Origin of the sequence: Streptococcus sp. 1621 (assembly GCF_013276615.1) — a bacterium.
Lineage (GTDB): Bacteria > Bacillota > Bacilli > Lactobacillales > Streptococcaceae > Streptococcus.
On sequence record NZ_VMLJ01000011.1, the window covers coordinates 27,339 to 49,378 of the forward strand.

General features: G+C 41.8%; 17 protein-coding genes. All 17 read right to left on the reverse strand.

Annotation, left to right across the window (positions count from 1 at the left end):
• Positions 1-90: 90 nt before the first annotated feature.
• The 17 genes from HT697_RS02305 to HT697_RS02385 all read right to left on the reverse strand — a co-directional run bounded on the left by HT697_RS02305 (position 91) and on the right by HT697_RS02385 (position 21,978).
• Complete coding sequence (locus tag HT697_RS02305; RefSeq protein WP_173219894.1) at positions 91-1,365, reverse strand: hydroxymethylglutaryl-CoA reductase, degradative; 1,275 nt, start codon at positions 1,363-1,365, stop codon at positions 91-93.
• Positions 1,365-2,537, reverse strand: a complete 1,173-nt coding sequence (locus tag HT697_RS02310) for a hydroxymethylglutaryl-CoA synthase (protein ID WP_166732301.1) — start codon at positions 2,535-2,537, stop codon at positions 1,365-1,367. The genes HT697_RS02305 and HT697_RS02310 overlap by 1 nt, the downstream gene beginning before the upstream one ends.
• 130 nt (positions 2,538-2,667) lie before the next feature.
• Complete coding sequence (locus tag HT697_RS02315; RefSeq protein ID WP_166732304.1) at positions 2,668-2,916, reverse strand: hypothetical protein; 249 nt, start codon at positions 2,914-2,916, stop codon at positions 2,668-2,670.
• 160 nt (positions 2,917-3,076) lie between these two features.
• Positions 3,077-3,526, reverse strand: a complete 450-nt coding sequence (locus HT697_RS02320) for a threonine/serine exporter family protein (protein WP_057487161.1) — start codon at positions 3,524-3,526, stop codon at positions 3,077-3,079.
• Between the two features lies 1 nt (position 3,527).
• Positions 3,528-4,286 carry a threonine/serine exporter family protein gene (locus tag HT697_RS02325; protein WP_023943605.1) on the reverse strand — a complete coding sequence of 253 codons (759 nt, stop codon included), beginning with the start codon at positions 4,284-4,286 and terminating at the stop codon, positions 3,528-3,530.
• Between the two features lie 114 nt (positions 4,287-4,400).
• Positions 4,401-6,380, reverse strand: coding sequence for a serine/threonine-protein kinase StkP (stkP, locus tag HT697_RS02330; protein ID WP_173219897.1), 1,980 nt, complete (start codon positions 6,378-6,380; stop codon positions 4,401-4,403).
• Positions 6,377-7,117 (reverse strand): Stp1/IreP family PP2C-type Ser/Thr phosphatase, encoded by a 741-nt coding sequence (locus HT697_RS02335; RefSeq protein WP_000406237.1) that lies wholly within the window; start codon positions 7,115-7,117, stop codon positions 6,377-6,379. Before HT697_RS02335 ends, stkP begins: the two co-directional genes overlap by 4 nt.
• A gap of 14 nt (positions 7,118-7,131) precedes the next feature.
• On the reverse strand, positions 7,132-8,445 hold the full coding sequence (gene rsmB, locus HT697_RS02340) for a 16S rRNA (cytosine(967)-C(5))-methyltransferase RsmB (protein WP_173219900.1): 1,314 nt from the start codon (positions 8,443-8,445) through the stop codon (positions 7,132-7,134).
• Complete coding sequence (fmt, locus tag HT697_RS02345; protein ID WP_173219903.1) at positions 8,438-9,373, reverse strand: methionyl-tRNA formyltransferase; 936 nt, start codon at positions 9,371-9,373, stop codon at positions 8,438-8,440. Before fmt ends, rsmB begins: the two co-directional genes overlap by 8 nt.
• A gap of 12 nt (positions 9,374-9,385) precedes the next feature.
• Positions 9,386-11,782 (reverse strand): primosomal protein N', encoded by a 2,397-nt coding sequence (locus HT697_RS02350; protein WP_173219906.1) that lies wholly within the window; start codon positions 11,780-11,782, stop codon positions 9,386-9,388.
• Between the two features lie 65 nt (positions 11,783-11,847).
• Positions 11,848-12,162 (reverse strand): DNA-directed RNA polymerase subunit omega, encoded by a 315-nt coding sequence (gene rpoZ / locus HT697_RS02355; RefSeq protein WP_000979235.1) that lies wholly within the window; start codon positions 12,160-12,162, stop codon positions 11,848-11,850.
• A 24-nt stretch (positions 12,163-12,186) separates the two neighbouring features.
• Complete coding sequence (gene gmk / locus HT697_RS02360) at positions 12,187-12,813, reverse strand: guanylate kinase (protein WP_000775041.1); 627 nt, start codon at positions 12,811-12,813, stop codon at positions 12,187-12,189.
• Between the two features lie 138 nt (positions 12,814-12,951).
• Positions 12,952-14,565, reverse strand: a complete 1,614-nt coding sequence (locus HT697_RS02365; protein WP_173249593.1) for a ribonuclease Y — start codon at positions 14,563-14,565, stop codon at positions 12,952-12,954.
• A gap of 123 nt (positions 14,566-14,688) precedes the next feature.
• A complete protein-coding gene (locus HT697_RS02370; protein WP_173219912.1) occupies positions 14,689-17,661 on the reverse strand; it encodes a DEAD/DEAH box helicase family protein in 2,973 nt (990 codons plus the stop codon).
• Positions 17,662-17,721: 60 nt separating this feature from the next.
• Positions 17,722-18,627 carry a hypothetical protein gene (locus tag HT697_RS02375; RefSeq protein ID WP_173219914.1) on the reverse strand — a complete coding sequence of 302 codons (906 nt, stop codon included), beginning with the start codon at positions 18,625-18,627 and terminating at the stop codon, positions 17,722-17,724.
• Positions 18,627-19,877 carry a restriction endonuclease subunit S gene (locus HT697_RS02380; RefSeq protein WP_173219917.1) on the reverse strand — a complete coding sequence of 417 codons (1,251 nt, stop codon included), beginning with the start codon at positions 19,875-19,877 and terminating at the stop codon, positions 18,627-18,629. The genes HT697_RS02375 and HT697_RS02380 overlap by 1 nt, the downstream gene beginning before the upstream one ends.
• Positions 19,870-21,978, reverse strand: a complete 2,109-nt coding sequence (locus HT697_RS02385) for a class I SAM-dependent DNA methyltransferase (RefSeq protein WP_173219920.1) — start codon at positions 21,976-21,978, stop codon at positions 19,870-19,872. The genes HT697_RS02380 and HT697_RS02385 overlap by 8 nt, the downstream gene beginning before the upstream one ends.
• Positions 21,979-22,040 lie beyond the last annotated feature (62 nt).

A 22,040-nucleotide genomic window follows, 5' to 3' on the forward strand; every position in this document is an offset into this window, starting at 1 on the left:
ATATCTACGGCAAGGCGAAGCTGACGTGGTTTGAAGAGATTTTCGAAGAGTATAAGCACAAGAAAACTCAGACCGATCTGTCTGAGTTTTTTATGATCTTAAATTTTCTAAATAACGCTGGGCTGTCTCTAAGTTAAAGGTTTTCTCTGCTATAAGGCGCTCGACTAGGGGAGCTACCTCAGATTCACTAGCACCTGCGAGAAGTGCCAAGGATTTAGCCTGCAATTTCATGTGGCCTTGCTGAATCCCTGTACTCACCAAGGCTTTCAGGGCCGCAAAATTTTGGGCAAGCCCAATAGACACGATAAGCTGGGCTAATTCTTTGGCAGAAGAATTTCCCAGTAGTTCATGACTGAGGGCTACACGAGGGTTGAGACCGATAGAGCCACCCTTGGTCGCCACAGGCATGGGCAGGGTCATCTCACCGACCAATTCTTCTCTTTCAAGGTCCAGCGTCCATTGACTAAGACCTTGGTAATGTCCATCTCGACTGGCAAAGGCATGAGCCCCGGCTTCGATGGCACGCCAGTCATTACCAGTAGCAATTAAAATGGCATCAATACCGTTAAAAATTCCTTTATTGTGGGTAGCAGCTCGGTAAGGATCAGCTTGCGCAAACTGACTAGCCAAAGCAATTTTCTCCGCAATGTCTCGTCCTTGATCTTTTTGGCGGCTCAAGTAACGAAAGGCGATGCGACAGCTTGCTGTCACCAGAGAATCGGTCGCGTAATTAGACAGGATTCCCATAAGACTCTGTCCCTGGCTGAGTTCTTCTAAGACTGGTTTCAAGGCTTCCAGCATGGTGTTGAGCATATTGGCTCCCATGGCTTCTTGGGTATCAACATGGAGATAAACAACAAGGAAGTCTGTTTCGCCTTTTATCTGTTCTACATGTAAATCACGCGCCCCACCCCCACGTTTGACGATAGAAGGATAGGCTTGATTGGCAAGCTCCAAGAGTTCAGCCTTCTTTCTGGCAATTTTCTCTTGGGCTTGTTCAGGATCAGCAACTTGATAAAGGGCTACCTGCCCAATCATCTGGCGCTGATGGACTTGTGCAGTAAAACCACCTGCTCGCTTGATGATTTTACTGGCATAGCTGGCCGCAGCAACCACGGACGGTTCTTCTGTCACATAGGGAACTGTGTATTCCTGACCATTGACGAGGATCTCTGGAACCATCGAATAAGGTAAAGAAAAAGTTCCCACCACATTCTCACTCAGCTGGTCTGCCACAGTCACACTCATCTGTTCATCCTGCTCCAAACTCGCTTGTCTCTCAGGACTAAGGAGCGCCTGAGCTTTTAACAGCTCGAGGCGCTCTTGGTATGATTTTTTAGAAAATCCATTCCAACTTATCTTCATTATTTTTCAACCTTGCTATAACGGCGTTGGTGGTCAACAATTTCAATCAAGGCAAAATCTTGATTTTCATAGCCAGCAAACTGGGCAGAATTTGTCTCATCTAAGTCTACTTCCTCAAAGAAGACTTTTTCATAGTCAACAACAGACAGGGCAGTTCGTTGGTTGAGCTTATTCAAACGGTCTTTATCCAGATAAGCTTCGTATCCTTCAACCAATTCACCACTAAAGAACTCAGCTACAGCCCCGCTTCCATAACTATAAAGGGCGATTTTATCCCCAGCCTTCAAGCTATCTGTATTTTCCAAGAGAGACAAAAGTCCAAGGAAAAGTGAACCTGTGTAGATATTCCCCACTTTTTGACTGTAGAGAATAGACTGGTCAAAGTGCTTTTGCAAGAGGTCCTTTTTCTCTTGAGGCAGGCTCTTATCCATGATTTTTTTTAAGCCTTTGAGTGCTAATTTAGGGTAAGGCAAGTGGAAGCAAACAGCTGCAAAATCATCCAAAGTAAGCTGGTAGCGTTTTTGGTATTCAAGCCAAGTCGTTTTCAAACTATCCAAATATTGTTGGGTAGAATAAACACCATTTACATAAGGAGTTGTCGAGTAATTTGGACGCCAGAAATCCATGATGTCACGAGTCTGAGCCACATTGTCATTATTAAAAGCCATCATGCGTGGATTTTGTGTAATCAACATGGCCACACTGCCAGCACCCTGAGTGGGTTCTCCTGGAGTTTCAATACCATACTTGGCAATATCACTGGCAATGACCAAGACCTTGGACTGTGGAGAATTTTCCACATGCAATTTGGCATAATGAAGGGCAGCTGTCGCTCCATAGCAGGCTTCTTTAATCTCGAAACTACGAGCAAAGGGCTGAATGCCCAGCAAGCCATGTACAAAGACGGCCGCAGCCTTACTCTGGTCAATTCCTGACTCGGTAGCCACAATGACCATATCAATTTCTTGTCTTTCTTGCTCAGTTAAAATAGAGTCACTTGCACTGGCCGCCAAGGTCACGATATCCTCAGTTAAGGGCGCAATACTCAATTCCTCGAGTAAGAGTCCTTTACTTAATTTTTCAGGGTCAATGCCCCTCGCTTCTGCTAAGTCTTGTAATTTCAAGACATATTGACTGGTCGCAAAACCAATCTTATCAATACCGATTGTCATATTTACCTCTGTTTTATCATTCATGTAAAAAATCGTTCAGTACTATTTTATCACAAATGGCAATAAAAGAGAGAAAAAAGACTTGATTCACCAAATCAAGCCTCTTATTGGTCATAATTTTAAAGAATGATTAGTTGCTATAGAGTTCACCAACATAAGTAGCTTTATAAGCCCCATTCTCAGTTATCAGTTCCTGGAGGATTAAATTTCCTGAGTAAGTTCTTCCCATCTCATCTACAAATTCTTGATAAAACTGACTGGTCGGAATTTCTCTGACATCCTTATCAAATGCCTTATCAAGTGTTTTACTAACCTTCTCAGCAATCAACTGATTCTCTTGCCATCCACTTTGAAACTCTGAACCCGAACTAGAAGCCATGACTGGGATAACCAGCAAGGTCAGTAGACTTACAGATAATAAGGAAAATAGTGATTTTTTCATGATTTTTCCTCCTTTCTATATAGAGAATAGCACATATAGAAAGCCTTGTCACTATATTTATCTTATTTTTCAGAAAATTCTTTTATTTCTGTAAAATCTACGATACTCGATGTGTTTTTATATAATGATACAGTCTGAGAATCACTGTTCCGCTAGCCATTCCAATGGAAATGACCAGAGCCAGCATAACAACTAATGTTGCACTTGCCAGCGCTTTATTATAGTCCCCTGTCACAAAAAAGGCAGTTGTCCGATAGGAGAGATAACCCGGAACCAGAGGAGCCAAGATGGCCAAGATAAAGACCACTGCAGGTGTCTTATAAAGAATACTCAAAATCTGGCTGACACATGAACCGATAATGGCCGCAATGAAGGTAGCCACAATAACATTGGTCGGTTCCTTGAGCAAGAGATAGATTAGCCAGACAGCCATGCCCAAAATCCCTCCAGGTAAGAGCATAGAGCGTTGCACATTGAGTACGATTAAAAAAGTGATAATAGCAAGAAGACTTGCCACTGCTTGTAATAAAAAGGTTGTTAGTGTCATATTAGTTCATCAATACCAAGGCGACAGAAGTTCCCGCCCCTAAAGCAAGGGTAATGAGCAGGGATTCAAACATCTTGCTCATACCAGAGTTTATGTGGTTGGTCATAATATCACGGACCGCATTGGTCAAGGCAATTCCTGGAACAAACGGCATGACCGCACCAGCTATAATCAAGTCTGCCGTTGAAGGAAAGCCTGTGTAGCGAGCCCAAAACTGGGCAATCATTCCAAAGACGAAGGCCCCAGCAAAGGCTGTTACAAAAGGAATTCGGATAAACTTCTCCACATAGAGGGAAAAGGCAAAACCAAATAAGGTCGCCACTCCTGCCCCAAGTGCGTCGTAGATATTTCCACTAAACATAACCGAAAAGAAAGGAGCACTTAAGGTCGCAGCTAAAGTTACCTGCAACTTGGTATAGGGAAGGGGTTGGGCTTGCAAGGCCGTCAATTGCTTAAAGGCTGTTTCTAAATCAATCTGCCCCCCAACCAGCTGACGAGAAATCTGGTTGACATCGCAGACTTTTTCGATGTTATAAGAAGAGGAGGTCACGCGCTTCATGCGCGAAATATTGGTATTTTCAATAGAGAAAAAGATAGCAGCAGGCATGGCAAGGACATTGCAATCCACAATCCCCTGCGAATGCGCAATCCGAATCATGGTGTCTTCTACGCGATGAATCTCTGAACCACTTTTAAGGAGAATAGTCCCCGCTAGCATAATCACATCAATAACGGCATTTAATTCTTTTGATTCTTCCATGCTTGCCTCCTTTTATCAACTCCCTCTATTCTATCACAAATCCGGACTCAAAAAAAATCTTTGCCACGAAATCATGACAAAGATTGATTACTTATTTTGATTATCCATCTGATTTTAAGGAGTAGCTGAACTTGTTTTAGGTTTGTAGATTGAAATCTTGACCCTTGTCTTATTGAGGTCTACCTTTTCACCTGCTCTAGGACTTTGTTCAACAACCATGCCTTCTGCACTACCTGCAGGCGCTGTCGTCACTTCTACCACTTCTATATTGGCTTCCTTAATCCCAACAATTTGAATCAAATTATTCTTAGTAAACTCCAAGCTGGAACCAATGTAACTCGGCATGGCAACACTTGTAACTTTTTTAGCTACTGTCAAGACGATTTGAGTAGGTTTACTCAAATCATAAGGAACACCTGCACCTGGACTTTGTTTCATAATCGTTCCTGGTTCGCTTTCGCTGGACTCTTCTTCCTCTATCTTAATCAAATTCTCAGGAACCTTCTTCTGCTTGAGTTCTGAGATTACTTCTGTAGAGTTCCGTCCAATATAGTTCCCTAATTGAATCGTCGTAGCTTTTTTAGCTACTGTCAAGACGATTTGAGTTGCCTTGCTCAAGTCATAGGTCGTACCTTCTGGTAGACTTTGCTTCATGACCGTTCCAGCCTCACTCTCCTTGGACTCTTCTTCCTCAATTTTAATCAAATTATCTGGAACTTTTTTCTCTTTTAATTCCGCGATAACATCAGAAGATTTCCGACCGACATAATTACTAATTTGGAAGGATTGTTTGCCTGATGAGACAACCAAATTGATTTTCGTTCCTTCTTTTCGACCAGTTCCAGCGCCAGGATCTGTACGGATAATCCGCCCTTCTTCCACCTTTTCACTAGCCTCTGACTTCTCCTCGCCGATCTCAAAATTGGCTTTCTTGAGCGTTTCCTTGGCTTCCGCAACTGTCTGACCTGCCACATTTGGAATGGCAATGGTTGCAGGAGTTCTGGATAGTATCCAAATAAGAGAAGCTGCCACCAATACAAGGCTGGTCAAAAAAATCAGGTAACGCATCTTAAATCTACGTTTTTTCGGTGCTTGTGGTTGGTAAGCTTCCTCTGTCACAGCCTGACTTGTTTTTTTGATTGGTTTGTGTTCTGTCTGCGCTTGAACCTTAGGAATAGATGTCAAGGTACTCTGGGATACTTTTGGTAGAGTCTTGGTGTCCGCCTTAGTCGCATCGTCAAAGACCAGCTTTGGTTCATTACGACGATTATAAGACAAACTACTAGACAAGTCCACATACATTTCAGCTACTGATTTGTAGCGATCTGTCAATTTCTTAGCAGTTGCCTTGATAACAACATTCTCCAAAGCCTGAGGCACAGATGGATTTTCAGCTATAACCGATGGCAGTGGTTTCTGGAAATGCTGGAGGGCGATGGTCACTGCACTATCCCCATCGTAAGGAATATGACCTGTCAGCATCTCATAGAAAATAATCCCCATGGCATAGATATCACTTTGTACAGTCGCCTTTGAACCACGCGCCTGCTCTGGGGACAAGTAATGCACCGAACCCAGCATCGAGTTAGTCTGAGTCAGACTCGTCTCAGCAAAGGCTACTGCAATCCCAAAGTCTGTAACCTTGACAGTCCCATCTGGTGTCAAGAGGATGTTTTGAGGTTTCAAGTCCCTGTGAACAATTCCTCTGGTATGGGCCAAGCGCATGGCGAGAAGAATTTGTCCCATGATACGGACGGCTTCTTCATTAGAAAGAGGATAGTGTTCCTTGATATAGCGTTTAAGGTCAAGTCCAGCAACATACTCCATTGCAAGATACTGTTGACCGTCTTCCTCACCAATATCTGTTATCCGAACGATATGAGGATGGTCTAAATCTGCCATAGCTCTCGCTTCACGCTGAAAACGAGCTACAGCTATCGGGTCTGTCTGGTAGTTGGTTCTCAGAACCTTCACTGCCACTTCTTCCCCATCTAAGATTAAGTCTTTGGCTAGGTAGACATCCGCCATACCTCCTCGACCAATCTGTTTGACAATCCGATAGCGTCCGGCAAAAATCTTGCCGATTTGGATCATTCTGCATCCTCCTCGTTCATAGAAACAAGGGCAACCGTAATGTTGTCTAAACCTCCTGCATTGTTAGCAAAACGAACAAGTGTCTCCGTTTTATCTGCTAAAGGAATATCACTGGTTACAATATCACGAATCTCACTGCCTGAAATCATGTTGGTCAAGCCGTCACTATTGAGCAAGAGATAGTCACCTGACTCAAGGATAACTGTCCCAAAATCAGGCTGAATTTCATCTTTTTGCCCAATAGACTGGGTGATAATATTTTTTTGCGGATGAGCTTCTGCCTCTTCTGGTGTCAATTGACCAGCCTTGAGCAATTCATTAACCAAAGAATGGTCGCTCGTCAACTGATGGTATTCTTCTCCACGAATCAAGCCGATACGCGAATCACCAATATGAGCATAGATAGCCTGATTATCAATAATAGCAAGGACTTCCAAAGTAGTTCCCATGCCTCTGTAAGCTTCATCCTGACCAAGCTGGTGAATCTTTTGATTTTCAATTTCTAGGTAATGGGCGAACCATTCACGCACTTCATTGACTGTATCGATTTGGGTATCGACCCAAGCTATACCTAGGTCTGTTACCGCCATTTCACTAGCGATATTCCCTGCGCGATGACCTCCCATCCCATCAGCTAAAATAATCATGGTACGTCCAGCTCTATTGACATAGTGGTTGACATAGTCTTGGTTATTTGTCCGTTTCTGACCAACATCTGTTAATAATGAAATTTCCATGTGTCAGTTCCTTCCTAATCCGATATCTTGCGAAATTGACTGATGAAGAATCCATCACTTCCATACAATTCAGGTGTAATGAGGATACAGCCGTCTTTCATGATATCCTTACATTCATGTTCTAGCTTTACCTGCTCGAACTCAGGATGACTTTCTAAAAACGCTTCAACGACTTGAAAATTCTCCTCTGAGACAATAGTACAGGTACTATAAGTTATTATACCACCTTTGCCTAGTGTTTGACAAACACTACCTAATATTTCTAGCTGAATTTCCTGTAATGACGCGAAATCTGCCGTTTCTTTATTGTATTTGATGTCTGGTTTTCGGCGCAAAAGACCGATTCCTGAACAAGGAGCATCCACCAAAATCTTATCAAAGGAATTCTGACCAAAAAACTCATGCACCTTTCTGGCATCTAATTTTTGCCTTTGAACCCGATCTGCAACTCCTAAACGTTGGGCATTTTCTTGGATTAAATCCAACTTGTGGTCGTACAAGTCCAGAGCAGTGACCTGACCTATCGTGAGATAAGAGGCTATATGGGCTGTTTTTCCACCCGGAGCCGCACAGGCATCAAGCACTCGTTCATCACCTTTTAAATCAAGCGTCGGAGCAACCAATTGACTGGATTCGTCTTGGATGGTTATAGCCCCTTCTGAAAACAAATCATGGCCTGCAAAATGCCCCTGCTCCTTAACCAGACCAGAAGAAGACAAGGACGAATCACTAGCCTCCAACAAGGCTTGGATTTCCTCTTTTCGACTTAGGTCTGTTACACGAATACTGGCCTTGTTTCGCACCAAAAGGCTTTCAAAAATAGCTTGTGCTCGCTCTTCTCCGTATTCTTCCTTGAGCTTGGCAACTAGCCAAACCGGGAGAGAATAGGCAATGGAATCACGCTTGTTTTTTCGCTTGATGCTAGCAATATCTGGCCAGCCTTCACGCAAGATACGACGAAGGAGGGCATTGACCAATTTTTCACTGCCTTTTTTACGGACTTTGGCCAATTCTACTGCTTCATTGACCACAGCATGGTCTGGAATCTTATCCAAATAGCGAAGCTGGTAGGCACTCATGAGAAGCAGGACATAAAGCCAGCTGTCTAACTGGTCTCTGTCTTCGATAAAGTGGGATAGGTACCATTCCAGAGTCAGTTTACGGGTTATCGTTCCATAGACCAACTCGGTTACCAAGCCCTTGTCTGCTGCAGAGAGCTGACTCCCCTTGAGGTGTTTATTTAAGGCGATATTTGAGTATGCTTGATTGATAAAAACATCCTCTAATACTGCTAGGGCTAAACTTCTAGCCGTTTCTACTTTAGTCACCAAATCGTTCTCCTACAGTCAATGTCCGTCCAACTCCGTTGAGGAAGGAAGCGATGTCCATCTTAGGTTTACCAGCAGGCTGAACTTGTTTGAGGGATAGAGCCCCTTCTGCCGTTGCGACAATCAATTCTTTCTTGCCGATAGAGAGAATCTCTCCTGGATTTCCCTGACCTTCTACTGGTAGGGCTTCATAAATCTTAAAGCGGTCACCCTTAAGGAAAGTATGGGCAACAGGCCAGGGGTTCATGCCTCGGATTTGGTTAAAGAGTTGACGATTGGTTTTGTTCCAGTCCAGTTTTTCTTCCTCTGGCTTGATATTTGGAGAGAAGGTAACCTGACTCGGATCCTGCGGTTCCGGTTTGATTTCCCCAGCAATGTAGGCAGGCAAAGTATCCAAAAGCAAGTCACGACCAACAAGAGCTAATTTCTCAAACAAGGTTCCAACATTGTCCTCATCTGTGATAGGAATACTGCGACGAGAAATCATATCCCCTGCATCCATTTCCTTAACCATTTCCATAATGGTCACGCCAGCTTCCTCATCCCCTTGAATCAAGGCGTAATGGATAGGCGCACCACCTCGGTGTTTTGGAAGAAGGGAGGCGTGAACATTGACCGCAAAGTGCATGCTATCAAGGAGTTTACTTGGGAGAAACTGCCCAAAAGCAGCAGTCACAATTCCATCTGCTCCTAGCTGCATAATAGTTTCCATCTCTGGACTTCCAGATAGTTTTTCAGGTTGGTAGATAGGAAGTCCTGCCTCTTTGGCAGCTTGTTTAACTGGGGTTTCCTTAATCACTTTTTTACGTCCGACAGCACGGTCTGGCTGGGTCACAACGGCTAGAATTTCGTAACGGTCATCTGTCAAAAGCCCTTTTAAAACTGTTGCTGAAAAGTCGGGTGTCCCCATAAAGATTAATTTTGTCATATCTTCTCCTTCTTATAAAAATTGCTGTGGCTCATGGTCAATGCTGAGACGGAGCTCACTATTTTCCCGTTCTTGAGTCAAGGCCAGAACCTGATTTAGAGTCGGCCCCAGCTCATCTTCTAAACGGTATTTAATTAAAATCTGGTAATGATAGAGGTTGTGGGTACGAGCAATGGGTTTTGGCGTCGGCCCGAGAATCTTACTGGTTTCAGACAAACCTGACCGCAAAATGTTCATCACTTCATAAGCACGTTTGACCACCTCTTCTTCTTTCTTGTGAGAAAGGGTAATGCCAATGGTAAAATAGTAAGGTGGATAACCAAGTTGTCGTCTGATACCCATTTCATAGGCATAAAAACCTTCGTAGTCCTGATCCTTGGCAAATCGAATAGCATAGTGCTGAGGATTATAAGACTGGATTAAGACCTGACCAGCTTTTTCAGCTCGACCTGCACGGCCTGCCACCTGAGTCAGGAGCTGGAAGGTTCTTTCAGAAGAACGGAAATCAGGCAAATTCAAGGCTGTATCTGCATTAAGAACTCCTACTAGTGTCACATTGGGAAAATCCAATCCCTTGGCAATCATCTGAGTACCTAGTAAAATATCTGCTTCTCCTCGACCAAACTGATCAAGCAGAGCTTGATGACTCCCTTTCTTGCGAGTCGTATCCACATCCATGCGCAGAATGCGTGCCTGTGGAAAGAGTTCTGCCAGCTCGTCATAAGCCTTCTGAGTTCCTGTTCCATAGTAACGAATACTGCGACTCTTACAGTTAGGACAGACCTGAGGAATGTCCTTTGAAAAGCCACAATAATGGCAGTTCATGGTCTTGGTATCCATGTGCAGGGTGAGGGAAATGTCACAGTTGGGACACGTATCCACCGTCCCACACTCTCGACACATGACAAAACTAGAATAACCACGGCGATTGAGCATGAGAACCACCTGTTCTTTTTTAGCCAGACGGTCTTGAATAGCTTCTAGCAAAGGGGGCGTAAAATTTGACGTCTCGTTTTGTCCGATATAGTCTCGAAAATCAATCACTTGAACCTCAGGAATGGTAGCTAAAGGATTGGCTCGCTGGGTCAGACGTAAGTGTTGATAGACACCTTTCCCAGCTCGCGCACGGCTTTCCAGACTAGGAGTTGCAGACCCAAGCACCAGAGCCGCTTGATTATACTGGGCCCGTAAAATAGCCACCTCTCTGGCATGGTAACGGGGATTGCTGTCCTGCTTATAAGTCGCTTCATGCTCCTCATCGATAATCATAACACCTAGATTTTTCAGCGGAGCAAAGATGGCCGATCTGGCACCAACTACAACTTGGGCATCGCCGCGTTCCACCTTGCGCCATTCGTCATACTTTTCACCATTGGATAGGCCTGAGTGAAGAATGGCTACCTTGCCTCCAAAACGTGCAATAAAACGCTCTGTCATTTGCGGAGTCAAGGAAATCTCAGGCACCAGCAAAATAGCTGTTTTGCCCTTGTCCAAGGCTCCTTGGATTATTTGTAAGTAAACCTCGGTCTTCCCACTTCCTGTAATCCCTTGAAGGAGGAAGGGAGGCTGATGACTGCCAATCGCACTGACAACTGCATCACGCGCCTGTCTTTGCTCTGGATTCAACTCCAAAGGCTGACTTGCCTCAATGCCTTCAAAATAAGCAGCCGAACGTTGAACTTCCTTTTGAACTATGGTCACAGCACCTTGTTCCACAAAGAAGTTAACTTGGTCCCTCGAATAGAACTCTAGCAAACTAGCCAAGGAAGCACTCTCAGGATGAGAAAGCAAGTAATCTCTCAATTCTAACTTTTTCTTGGCACGTGCAGAAATCTCGACATCTTCTAATTGAGCAAGATTCACCTCATACCAAGACTGGGTCTTGACCTTCTTTTGATCAATTGCCTGATATTCTAGCCCAAGCAGTCCTTTTCTAGTCAAACGCATCATTTCAGCTTGCTTAGCTAAATCCAGAGAAGAAAAGGCAAGCGAATCTTCTGAACCAAACAAGCGCTCTCGGTCTTCCTGACTCAGACCTGCCATAGGATAGAGAATCTTGTCATAGCTAGAGTTCAGAAATCCCGGTAACATAGCCTTGAGGATGGAGATCTTGTAAGAGAAGACGGACTTGCGTAACTCCTCAGCCAGCCAGAGTTGTTCTTGCGTGAGAACAGGAGAAAAATCCAGCACCTCGGCAATATCTTTTAAATCTTGCTCTATCTCTTCTCCTTCTGATTGAGACTTCAAACCAAGAACAATTCCTTGAATCAGGCGATTCCCCTTACCAAAAGGCACATGTACCCGCATTCCAACTTCCAACATTCCCTCAAATTCCTCAGGAATTCTGTAACTATAGGGCTGGTCCGTCTGCATCAAGGGCACATCTACGATAATCTTAGCTAGGGTCATCTTCTCACCTCCTCCTTGTCAGTACATTCTTGCAATAGAAAAAATAAGATTGAGTCCCCCCAACCTTAAATCTTTTCACCATCTTCTTTTTCTTTAGCGATTTGCTCTTTGATTTTCTTTTCTTCTTCTTCTTTGCGGCGTTTTTCTTCTTCGATACGGCGACGCACTGCTTCACGTTTTCCTTCTGGATCTGGGTGAATTGTAACGTTTCCTGATTCGATTTCTTCTAAAGCGCGAAGAGTTGATTTTTCAGACTTGAAACCTTGAGTTGCTGGCGCACCTGCTTCCAATTCGTGGGCACGTTTTGCTTCCAAGATTACGAGTGAATATTTTGAAGGAACCTTGTCGAGCAAGGTATCAATAGAGGGTTTTAACATCATTTACTTGTACCTATTTTCTAAATTTTATCGAGTAGTTGGAGATTTTGGTAACATCTCCTGATAGTGACCAATGACACGATCCACACGGAAGTGTTCTGCTTCGATCACACGTTTGACACGCTCAGCAGCTAGGGGCACCTGATCGTTGACGATCGCATAATCATACTCACGCATGAGGGCAATTTCTTCCTTGGCTTTTTCGATTCGCTGAGCAATTACTTCTGCACTGTCTGTTCCACGTCCTACCAAACGATCTTGCAATTCATCCAAATCTGGTGGTGTCAGGAAGATAAAGACAGCATCTGGAACCTTTTTCTTGACCTGAAGAGCGCCCTGAACCTCAATTTCAAGGAAAACATCGATTCCCTTGTCCAAGGTTTCATTGACATAGGTCAGAGGAGTTCCATAGTAGTTGCCGACATATTCTGCGTATTCCAACATCTGTCCTTGACGAATCAGCTCTTCAAACTCTTCACGAGTACGGAAGAAATAGTCAACACCGTCCACTTCTCCAGGACGTTGTGCGCGTGTCGTCATCGATACAGAGTATTGAAATTGGTTTTCAGAACTCTCAAAAATCTCTCTTCTAACCGTTCCTTTTCCAACCCCTGAAGGACCAGAAAAAACGATTAGTAAGCCTCGGTCTGCCATTGTGTCTCCTTTTAGTCAGTCTGTAAAAATAAAATAAAATTTTCCTTCAGATAGTAGCATTTTACACAAACTATCCTTCTACAGTCTTTCTATCTAGTGTAACAAAAAAGCAGTAATTTTTCAACTGCTCTTTCTTATTTATTTAGCATAATCTACTGCACGAAGCTCGCGAATCACGGTTACCTTGATATTTCCTGGGTAATCGAGATTGTTTTCAATTTTCTCACGAACTTTGTGAGCCAAGATTGTGACTTTGTCGTCCTTGATTTGTCCTGGATTGACCATGATACGAATTTCACGTCCTGCTTGAAGGGCAAAGCTAGTTTGTACTCCTTCAAAGCCGTTAGCAATTTCTTCCAAATCATGAAGACGTTTGATGTAGCTTTCAAGAGACTCACTACGAGCACCTGGACGGGCTGCGCTCAAGGCATCTGCTGCAGCGACGATCACTGCAATCACGCTCTCAGCTTCAACATCGCCATGGTGGCTAGCAATCGTATTGACCACAACTGGGTGTTCCTTATACTTACGAGCCAACTCCATACCGATTTCAACGTGGCTACCTTCAACCTCACGGTCAATGGCTTTCCCGATATCGTGAAGGAAGCCAGCACGACGGGCAAGAGCCGCATTTTCACCAAGCTCACTGGCCATAATACCAGCCAACTTAGCAACCTCAATCGAATGACGCAAAACATTTTGTCCATAAGAAGTGCGGAATTGCAAACGACCCATAATCTTCATCAAGTCTGGATGAAGGTTTGGCGCACCAATCTCATAGGCAGCGGCCTCACCGTATTCACGGATTTTATTGTCGATCTCTTGACGGTTTCTCTCAACCAACTCTTCGATACGAGCTGGGTGGATACGACCATCTTTGAGCAACATTTCCATAGTCATACGGGCAATCTCACGACGAATCGGGTCAAATCCTGACAAGGTCACCACTTCTGGTGTATCGTCGATAATCACATCGACCCCTGTCAAACTTTCAAAGGTACGAATGTTACGACCTTCACGACCAATAATGCGTCCCTTCATAGTATCGTCTGGTAGATGAACTGTTGAGTTTGTTGACTCCGCTACATATTCACCAGCAATACGTTGCATAGCTTGAACCAGGATGTCCTTGGCCATTTTGTCAGAACGTTCCTTGACCTCTTGCTCAGCTTCACGAATACGGCTGGCAATCTCCTTGGTCAAGTTCTCCTCTGTCTGAGCCAAGATAATATCTCGTGCTTCTGCCTGAGACAGGGCACCAATACGCTCTAGTTCTGCTTCTTTTTGTCTTTCGACTTCCTCTAATTGCTCTTCACGCGCATCAAGGTTTTTCGCTCTATCAGAAATACTTTGTTCTTTTTGTTCAAGTGTTTGTTCTTTACTCGTCAAATTGTCGTCCTTACGGTCAAGGCTAGTAGCTCTCTCTGTCAAACGACTTTCGATTTGTTTGAGTTCTTGACGTTCTGATTTGAATTCAGCGTCCACTTCTTCACGGTATTTTCTGGCTTCTTCTTTGGCCTCCAATAGTGCTTCTTTTTTAAGAGACTTGCTTTCACGCTTAGCTTCATTAACAAGTAAATCCGCTTCACGCTCAGCTTGTCCACGTAAATTAGTTGCTTCTTGTTCAGCATTTAAAAGCATCAACTCCGCAGCTTCCTGAGATGATTTCATCTTAGCTGAGATGCTGACATATCCAATGACTAAACCAATGATGACGGCAAAAACAGCAATCGCAAGCGACATGATTTCCATGTTTTTACCTCATTTTATTGTTATTCCGAATGACATACATTCTTTTACATTCTACCATAAAAAAGTGATTTTCACAAACCTAAAATAGAATATGTTTTGGGGAAATTAGTCTGAATTTTAGGATTACACTTCTTCGGATCCCTTCAAACTTTTGAACACATCATCAATAAATATATCTGCTAATCTCTTCTTGAAAGAATCATTATTTAATAGAGCACCAAATAAATCTTGACTCTGAGAGTATCCTTCTATGAGAGCATTGTCAATCTCTTCTTCAAAAGCAAAAACGAAGTCTTCTCTGGAGTTGACACGAGCAGATTGCTTTAGTCTCGGATTCTTTTTCATCAATTCACGAATGGATACCGCTCCACTTAGACCGACTTGGTGATCAATATCCAAATCCAACTGTTCGTTAATTTCATCTAAGATTTCAGATAAACGCTTCTCCTGGTCAGTCGTAACACCTCCAGTACTTGGCTTGGTAAGTATTAACTCTGGATGATATTCCAATTCAGAAACTGACCTGAAAGAACCTGTTTGCTTATGTTTCATATAGTCCACTACGATCTTATCTGCTATTGTAAAATCATTTCCTCCAATGCGAACATCAATCATCTTGACAAGGCTTTGCAGATAATTATAACGTTCGTGCAGAACTTCATTTTGATAAGCAGTTGCCTGAATCAAGAAAGTATACATTCTAAGAAAACCTCGAATAACCTTTCGAATAGAAAGTTGTTCTTTCTCATCAAACCGTCTAACTCTATCATAACCTTGATTTAACAGAGAAACCATCTTTTGTTTTTCTCTGCTGTTTCTCTTTTCTTGGTATAAGAATTGATTAAACTCATGAACAACATCACTGTCCAAAATACCATACTCATCAATTTTCCGATCCAAGGTCAAGACATCGCTAGGTGTGACTGTATCTGCTAAAATAGTCTCACGGTAGTAGGGAGAAAAAGCTGAGCGAATATCGTCATAAGTATTTTTAAAATCAAGGATAAAGGTCTTCTTGTTGTAGCCTCTATAGATACGATTCAAACGAGACAATGTTTGCACCGCAGCAACACTTCGCAACTTTTTATCCACATACATAGCAACCAGTTTTGGTTGATCAAACCCTGTCTGATACTTATTTGCCACAATCAGGATTTGGTAGTCCTCCGTATCAAAATGATCTTTCAAATAATCTTCCTTGACCTGATTCATTTGCGACTCAGTATATTCACTACCTTGGTAATCAACCTTGCCAGAAAAGGCAATCAGGGTTCCAATACTGGTGATACTGTGGTCTTTGAAGTACTTTTGAAAGGCCAATTGATACTTAACTGCTGCCTCACGACCCGAAGTCACAATCATAGCCTTACCTTGACCACCCAATTCAGCCATAATATCATGACTGATAAAGTGATCCATGATAATTTCAACCTTTTGATTGATATTTTCATCAGATAATTCTACAAACTTTGCAATCTTACGCTTGGCAAGAGTCGTTTTTAGCTCAGGATCTTCTTCGACTGCTTTATTGAGCTTGTAATAGGTCTTATAAGTCGTATAGTTATCTAAAACATCTAGAATAAAACCTTCCTCAATAGCTTGCTTCATACTATAAACATCAAAAGGAGCTTTAGAACCATCTGCTTGTGTTGTACCAAATAGCTGTAGAGTTGTCGCCTTGGGAGTTGCAGTGAAGGCAATGATTGAGACATTGTCCTGCTTACCTGTCCGAGCAATCTCCTTCTCGATAGCGTCCGCAACACTTACTTCTTGAATCTCATCGATAGTTCCATCTTCTGTATCTGTTTCTGTCAAGACTTGACTAACCGAACTCATATAGGATCCTGTCGTTGAACTGTGAGCTTCATCAATCAGGATGGCAAATTTCTTTTTCGCAGTATTCCCTACAGACATCCAGTTAGATTGGTTGATTTGGGCAAACTTATGAATAGTCGTAGCTATGATTTTTGTATTTCCTGCAATCGCATCCGCTAAGTCACTGGAGGTTTCTTTGTCGCCCATTACCTTGACCACTCCAGGCTTGTGGGAGATTTCCTTGACCGCTTCTTGTAATTGACGGTCAACTACGATACGGTCTGTAACGATTAATACAGTATCCACAATATTTTGATTTTGTTCATCATGGAGCGATACCAAACTATGAGCCAACCATGCTATGGTATTGGTTTTACCAGAACCAGCCGAATGCTGAATCAGATAATTACTGTCAGTATGGTTGACTTTCATGTCCTCTAGGAGACGGCTAACTGCTCTTCGCTGATGGTATCTCGGGAAAATCAGGGTCTTCTTTTTATGCTTATCCATCTCAAAAAAGATAAAACTCTCTATTAACTGGAGAATACTATCCTTGGTCAAGACATCAAGCCACAAGTAGTCTGTATCGACACCATCAGGGTTGTGAGGGTTGCCACTTCCCATCTCAATACCTTCCCCTTTCCCCACATTAAAAGGTAGAAAATAGGTTTCTTGTCCTTTCAATTGCGTCGTCATATAGACTTCTAGGGTATCCACTGCAAAGGAAGCCAAGACTCCCTGTTCAAAACGGAAAAGACGATTCTTAGGATTGCGTCCCTTGAGCTGCCTGATAGCATCCTGTACAGACTGACCACTGGGATTAAACTTAAGTTCGATAGCAAATAGTGCTAATCCATTGATAAAGATAACAAGGTCAATGCGGTCGCTCTCCTCATAAACCACTTCTTCCATAACAGATAGACAATTGGCTTGGTATTGTTGAACAGTCTTTTCATTAAAACTAGTCGCAGGTTTACGATAAAGAAGACGAAGTTGTTTATTTTCAATAAAGATTCCCTCTTTTAAGGCGAATAAAAAGCCACCCTTGACGATTTCTTTATTAATCAGATTGACGATTGTCTCCTTACTCAGTTTTTTAAGGAGATAGTCCATGGTCTCCTCCTGGGTCTCCATCAGAAAATCCCACAGGAGTTCCACATCCATGGCTAATCTAGGATCGTAGCAAGTAGCGTCCCGCTGGATATAGCCATTTTTTTCTTTCAAGTCTTTGATAATCCACTGCTGGAAATCATAGCGCTCCTTTAAGCCCAAATTTGCCATAGTTTCTCACTTTCTTGATTTTAAAATTATATTATTCGATACATTCCAATCAAATTTCTATCAGTCAAATAAGGTCATTTGACCAGAAATTTCTTTATTCTTAGATTTTATACGGTGTTCAAATTCGACGACATGTTCATCATCTACAGCATAATGAGTAACTTCCAGAACTTCCCATGCACACTGCTCCTTACCAGCAATACTTTTATCAATCTTTCGTAATTTACATCTTATGAAAAAACCTGTGTTGAACGAAATAACTTTGTTTTGTGATTTTTCTAAAAAGTCCTTGTCTTTGACACTAAAACGTATTTTATCCCCTTCATACTCACCTGTCCACTTTTCTGTTACACCAGCTACTAACACAGGAGATATAATATAAACTTTAGCATCGTAAATAACTGTCTCACTAGTCTGATTATTAGAAATGTAATTATCAAATTCGCCACTACCTATATTACTGGTTACTTTTCCTTCTTGTGTTATCTCGATTTCTGAAATCTCTTTATCAATTTTATTTGCTTTAAAAAAAGCATTTTTGTACTTAGCAAGGCTAGAAAATTCTTCAATGTATATCTTTGCCTGCTCTAGTGTCAGATCTCCCTTATTTATTTTTTCTTGTAAATCAAGTACTAATTTTTCACGATCTAACGTTGTACTTTTAGGTTCTTGAACTTGTTGAAAAAAAGCAGTAAGACTTATTGAAATAATAGACGTAATACCAGCTATAAAAATTTTGTCTAGATTCTTTTTCCATAAAATTTTAAACTCCGATTTAAAACTGCCTTTATCTCTCGCCAATGCTCTAATTTCAATTGAGAGACCAAATTGATTGGTTATTTCATATAAAAAATCAGCTAAATTTTGTTCAGATTTTAATAGTGTCTTAGCATCTAACTCATGTTTTTTAGAATCCTCAAAAATCCATCGAATAGAATAACTATATTCTCCTATTTCTGTATCCATTACACCCTCCTCTTCCCTGTCACATAATCATAAATAAGAGTTTGTCGTTGTTTATCAATATTTTCAATTTGATTTTGTTTGATTTCAATCATTGCCTGAATTCGCTTAATTTCACAATCTAAATAATTAGAAATATTATGTTGTTCGGTAGATGAAGGTATTGATACCATAAAATTCGATAACATAGGCATTCGTATAGAATCTACAGTTGATTTTGCTTCCCCTAATGATACTTCATTTTTTAAATTAATTGATACATAGTAAAATAAAAATTTACTTTCAATATTTTTAAAATTTGATAAAATATACACTCTTTGATGAGCAGTAAATTTCCCCTTATAATAATGGAAAACTTTCCCTACTCCTACCCCATCACCAGCTGTTAAAATAGCCTCTGTATCATGAGTATATGTCGGAAGTTTTTCAACATTTTGAGATCTAACAAAGAAAGGATATCCTTCGCTCTCTACAGTCCTATCTTGAGTGTTACTTGTTCCAGTTGAAATTTCTACCAAATATTTTAATCGTTTCACTCCCCACCCTTCAGGCACCTCTCCAATCCAGTCGATACTCGAATCTTTCATTGGGACTGTTTTATCCAGTCCTTTTGTGACAGTCTCATAAATCAAGCTAGAGCGGTAATCTTTGAGCTTTTGAATCTGCTCCTCCAGTAATGCTTTAGCTTTATCTAACTGGGCGGTTTTCTTATCTAGAAAATCAGCAATTTTTTGTTGTTCATTTTTTTGAGGAAATGTAAAAGTGAATTCATCAAATACATTTTGATACAAATGTAAAATGGTGCTAGCCCCTGAATTTGTATAGTTAAACCACATCCAAAATTCATCTGATAATAAAACATAGTATAAAAATTTTCTATCAATCTCATCAATTGTTTGGATTCTTAACACACCACTATTTAACGAAGCTTTATCATCAAGCCCTGAAATAATAGCTACTTTACCTACCGTACCATCTTTCGTAATTAGTAAGTCACCATTTTCAACTTGAATCTGTGAAGCTTCTGACCAACGTTTTTCATCAATATGTACAGCTGTTTCAAAATTAATTGTTCCATTGTGAAAGTCAGTTCCAGTAATTAAATATGGTCCTTCTTCTTTATATTCAGCTGATGTTAATCCTTGCCAACCAATTCTACCATTAAGCTGTGTTGTGAATTTTATTTTAGAAATCTCCCACTCTTCTGGTATCTGTCCGATCCAGTCAATGCCACTCTCTTTCATCCTAGTCATGTTTTAGTTCCTCCAAGAGAGTCTGTAGTTCTGCTTCCAAGTCATAGAACTCTGCCAATAACTTCTCAGCACTCTCTGGTGCTTGGTAGTGATAGAAATAGCGGGTAAAAGGAATCTCGGCTCCATAGCCCTTTTCCTCATCAAACCAGTAGTGGGCGTCAGGTACATGGGGATAGACCTCACGCGCAAAGTAGGTTTCCACATCCTCTGTCAGCTTAACGATTTCACTGTCCTTGGTGGTCTTATCATAGACAATCCCATCGGCAATCTCATTTGCCTTGTCTTTCCTCTTGGTTCGGATAACTTCTGCTGTTTTGTCCATTTCACTCATAGCTAAGGCTAGCGCATTGACATTGGCAGGCGTAAGCTTAAACTCTCCCAGCAAGTCCTTGATGACTTGGGCAAAGTTCTCAAAGTTAGGATAGGTCTTATCAGAGCTTCCCTTAGCAAGAGCTGTCAGGATAGCTTCTTGCTTGATCTTACCAGCTACAAGATCCTGTAATTTTTTCTCATCCTTGGCTGAACGTGGTTCCATCTCTAGCAATTCTTGATACTTGTATTCATCAAATAGTTTAGCTAGGAAAGGAACACTTTTCGCTTTCTCAATTGTTTCTTCACTTATATGGCCACGACGTTGCAGAGGTTGCATAACTGTAAACTCTCGATAGAGAAACTCTTGATTGTCAAAGATTTTTACATGGTCATTTTCTTGAAAATCATCGTACCAGTGAAGGATCTGACGGATATTATCTTGGGACAACTCACGGCGTTTTTGACCTAGAGATTTACGTAGAGGAATAAACTCCTCCGTCGCATCGATAAACTGAACCTTGTTCTGGCGCTCAGGAGACTTGTTTTTATTATAAATCCAGATATAAATCCCAATTCCTGTGTTATAGAAAAATTGACCTGGAAGGGCGACTATAGCTTCTAGCAAATCATTCTCAAGGATATAACGGCGAATCTGACTTTCTCCCGATGACGTCCCACCTGAAAAGAGGGGAGACCCATTTGAAATGATGGCTGCACGGCCATTTTCTTCTAATTTTGCAAGAGCATGAAGATGGAAGAGTAGTTGAGCATCTCCAGTTCCTGGAGTCGCAACAAAACGACCTTGACGACCTTCTGTTTTATCAAAGAGTTGATGATCTTTCTTAACTGCATCCTCAACCCCATCATCCGCATCCTTACCACCCCAAGCTTGACCAAAGGGAGGGTTAGCGATGACAAAGCTCATCTTAGTATCTGGGAAAGGATCTGGATCTTTTAAGGTATCCACCTTCACAAAATAATCAGAGTCTTCCTGACGAATTAGCATATCTGCACGACCAATCCCAAAGGTTTCAGGCAAAACTTCCTGACCAAAGAGACGGACAGTGGCTCCCGTATTCAACTGACGGATATAGCTTTTAGCTGTAGCCAGCATTCCCCCAGTTCCAGCGGCCATGTCTAGTATTTTCAACTCTTTTTTATCAACAAAAAGTTCTTCGTCTGCCTCAATCAAGAGTAGGTTGACCATCAGAGCGATAACTTCACGAGGGGTATAGTGAGACCCCGCTTCCTCATTTTCAGAAAATCGGCGGATGATATCCTCAAACATGTATCCCATACGCATAGAATCAACTGAACTTGGAGACAAATCAATTTGAGAGAACTTTTTAATAACCGTGAAAAGACGACCACTCTGGGCTAGGGTACGGACTTGCTCTTTAAATTTTAGGTTTTCAATGATGTCCTTGACACGATAGGAATAGCCATCCAGATAGGCTAGAAAATTCTCCTCGATTGCATTTGGATCGTTTTGAAGATTTGCCAACGTAAAAGGACTAACATTGTAGTAACGATAGCCTGAAAGTTTCTCCAACACTTTCTCAGGTGTATTGGGATTTGCTTTGTATTGTGCTACCACCTGATCCTTGGTTGGCAGCAAGGCAGCTTCTAAACGAGTCAGGACAAACATTGGAATGATGACATCGCGATACTTATCTGCTCGATAAGCTCCTCTAAGGGTGTTAGCGATAGACCAAACCGTATTGACATCATTAGAAATTTGGATGTCATTTGCTTGGAATAGTGGTAATTTTTCTTTGAAATTAGACATTTACTTCCCCTGTTTTTATTATTAACAATTCTCTTCATTATACCACAAAATACGAGTTATAA

Coding starts and splice junctions, on each gene's coding strand:
- HT697_RS02310 (WP_166732301.1), bottom strand. CDS start 2,537: ATGACAATCGGTATTGATAAGATTGGTTTTGCGACCAGTCAATATGTC.
- HT697_RS02370 (WP_173219912.1), bottom strand. CDS start 17,661: ATGGCAAATTTGGGCTTAAAGGAGCGCTATGATTTCCAGCAGTGGATT.
- HT697_RS02325 (WP_023943605.1), bottom strand. CDS start 4,286: ATGGAAGAATCAAAAGAATTAAATGCCGTTATTGATGTGATTATGCTA.
- HT697_RS02385 (WP_173219920.1), bottom strand. CDS start 21,978: ATGTCTAATTTCAAAGAAAAATTACCACTATTCCAAGCAAATGACATC.
- HT697_RS02380 (WP_173219917.1), bottom strand. CDS start 19,877: ATGACTAGGATGAAAGAGAGTGGCATTGACTGGATCGGACAGATACCA.
- HT697_RS02375 (WP_173219914.1), bottom strand. CDS start 18,627: ATGGATACAGAAATAGGAGAATATAGTTATTCTATTCGATGGATTTTT.
- HT697_RS02305 (WP_173219894.1), bottom strand. CDS start 1,365: ATGAAGATAAGTTGGAATGGATTTTCTAAAAAATCATACCAAGAGCGC.
- HT697_RS02350 (WP_173219906.1), bottom strand. CDS start 11,782: ATGACCCTAGCTAAGATTATCGTAGATGTGCCCTTGATGCAGACGGAC.
- fmt (WP_173219903.1), bottom strand. CDS start 9,373: ATGACAAAATTAATCTTTATGGGGACACCCGACTTTTCAGCAACAGTT.
- rpoZ (WP_000979235.1), bottom strand. CDS start 12,162: ATGATGTTAAAACCCTCTATTGATACCTTGCTCGACAAGGTTCCTTCA.
- HT697_RS02365 (WP_173249593.1), bottom strand. CDS start 14,565: ATGGAAATCATGTCGCTTGCGATTGCTGTTTTTGCCGTCATCATTGGT.
- gmk (WP_000775041.1), bottom strand. CDS start 12,813: ATGGCAGACCGAGGCTTACTAATCGTTTTTTCTGGTCCTTCAGGGGTT.
- HT697_RS02320 (WP_057487161.1), bottom strand. CDS start 3,526: ATGACACTAACAACCTTTTTATTACAAGCAGTGGCAAGTCTTCTTGCT.
- stkP (WP_173219897.1), bottom strand. CDS start 6,380: ATGATCCAAATCGGCAAGATTTTTGCCGGACGCTATCGGATTGTCAAA.
- HT697_RS02315 (WP_166732304.1), bottom strand. CDS start 2,916: ATGGCTTCTAGTTCGGGTTCAGAGTTTCAAAGTGGATGGCAAGAGAAT.
- HT697_RS02335 (WP_000406237.1), bottom strand. CDS start 7,117: ATGGAAATTTCATTATTAACAGATGTTGGTCAGAAACGGACAAATAAC.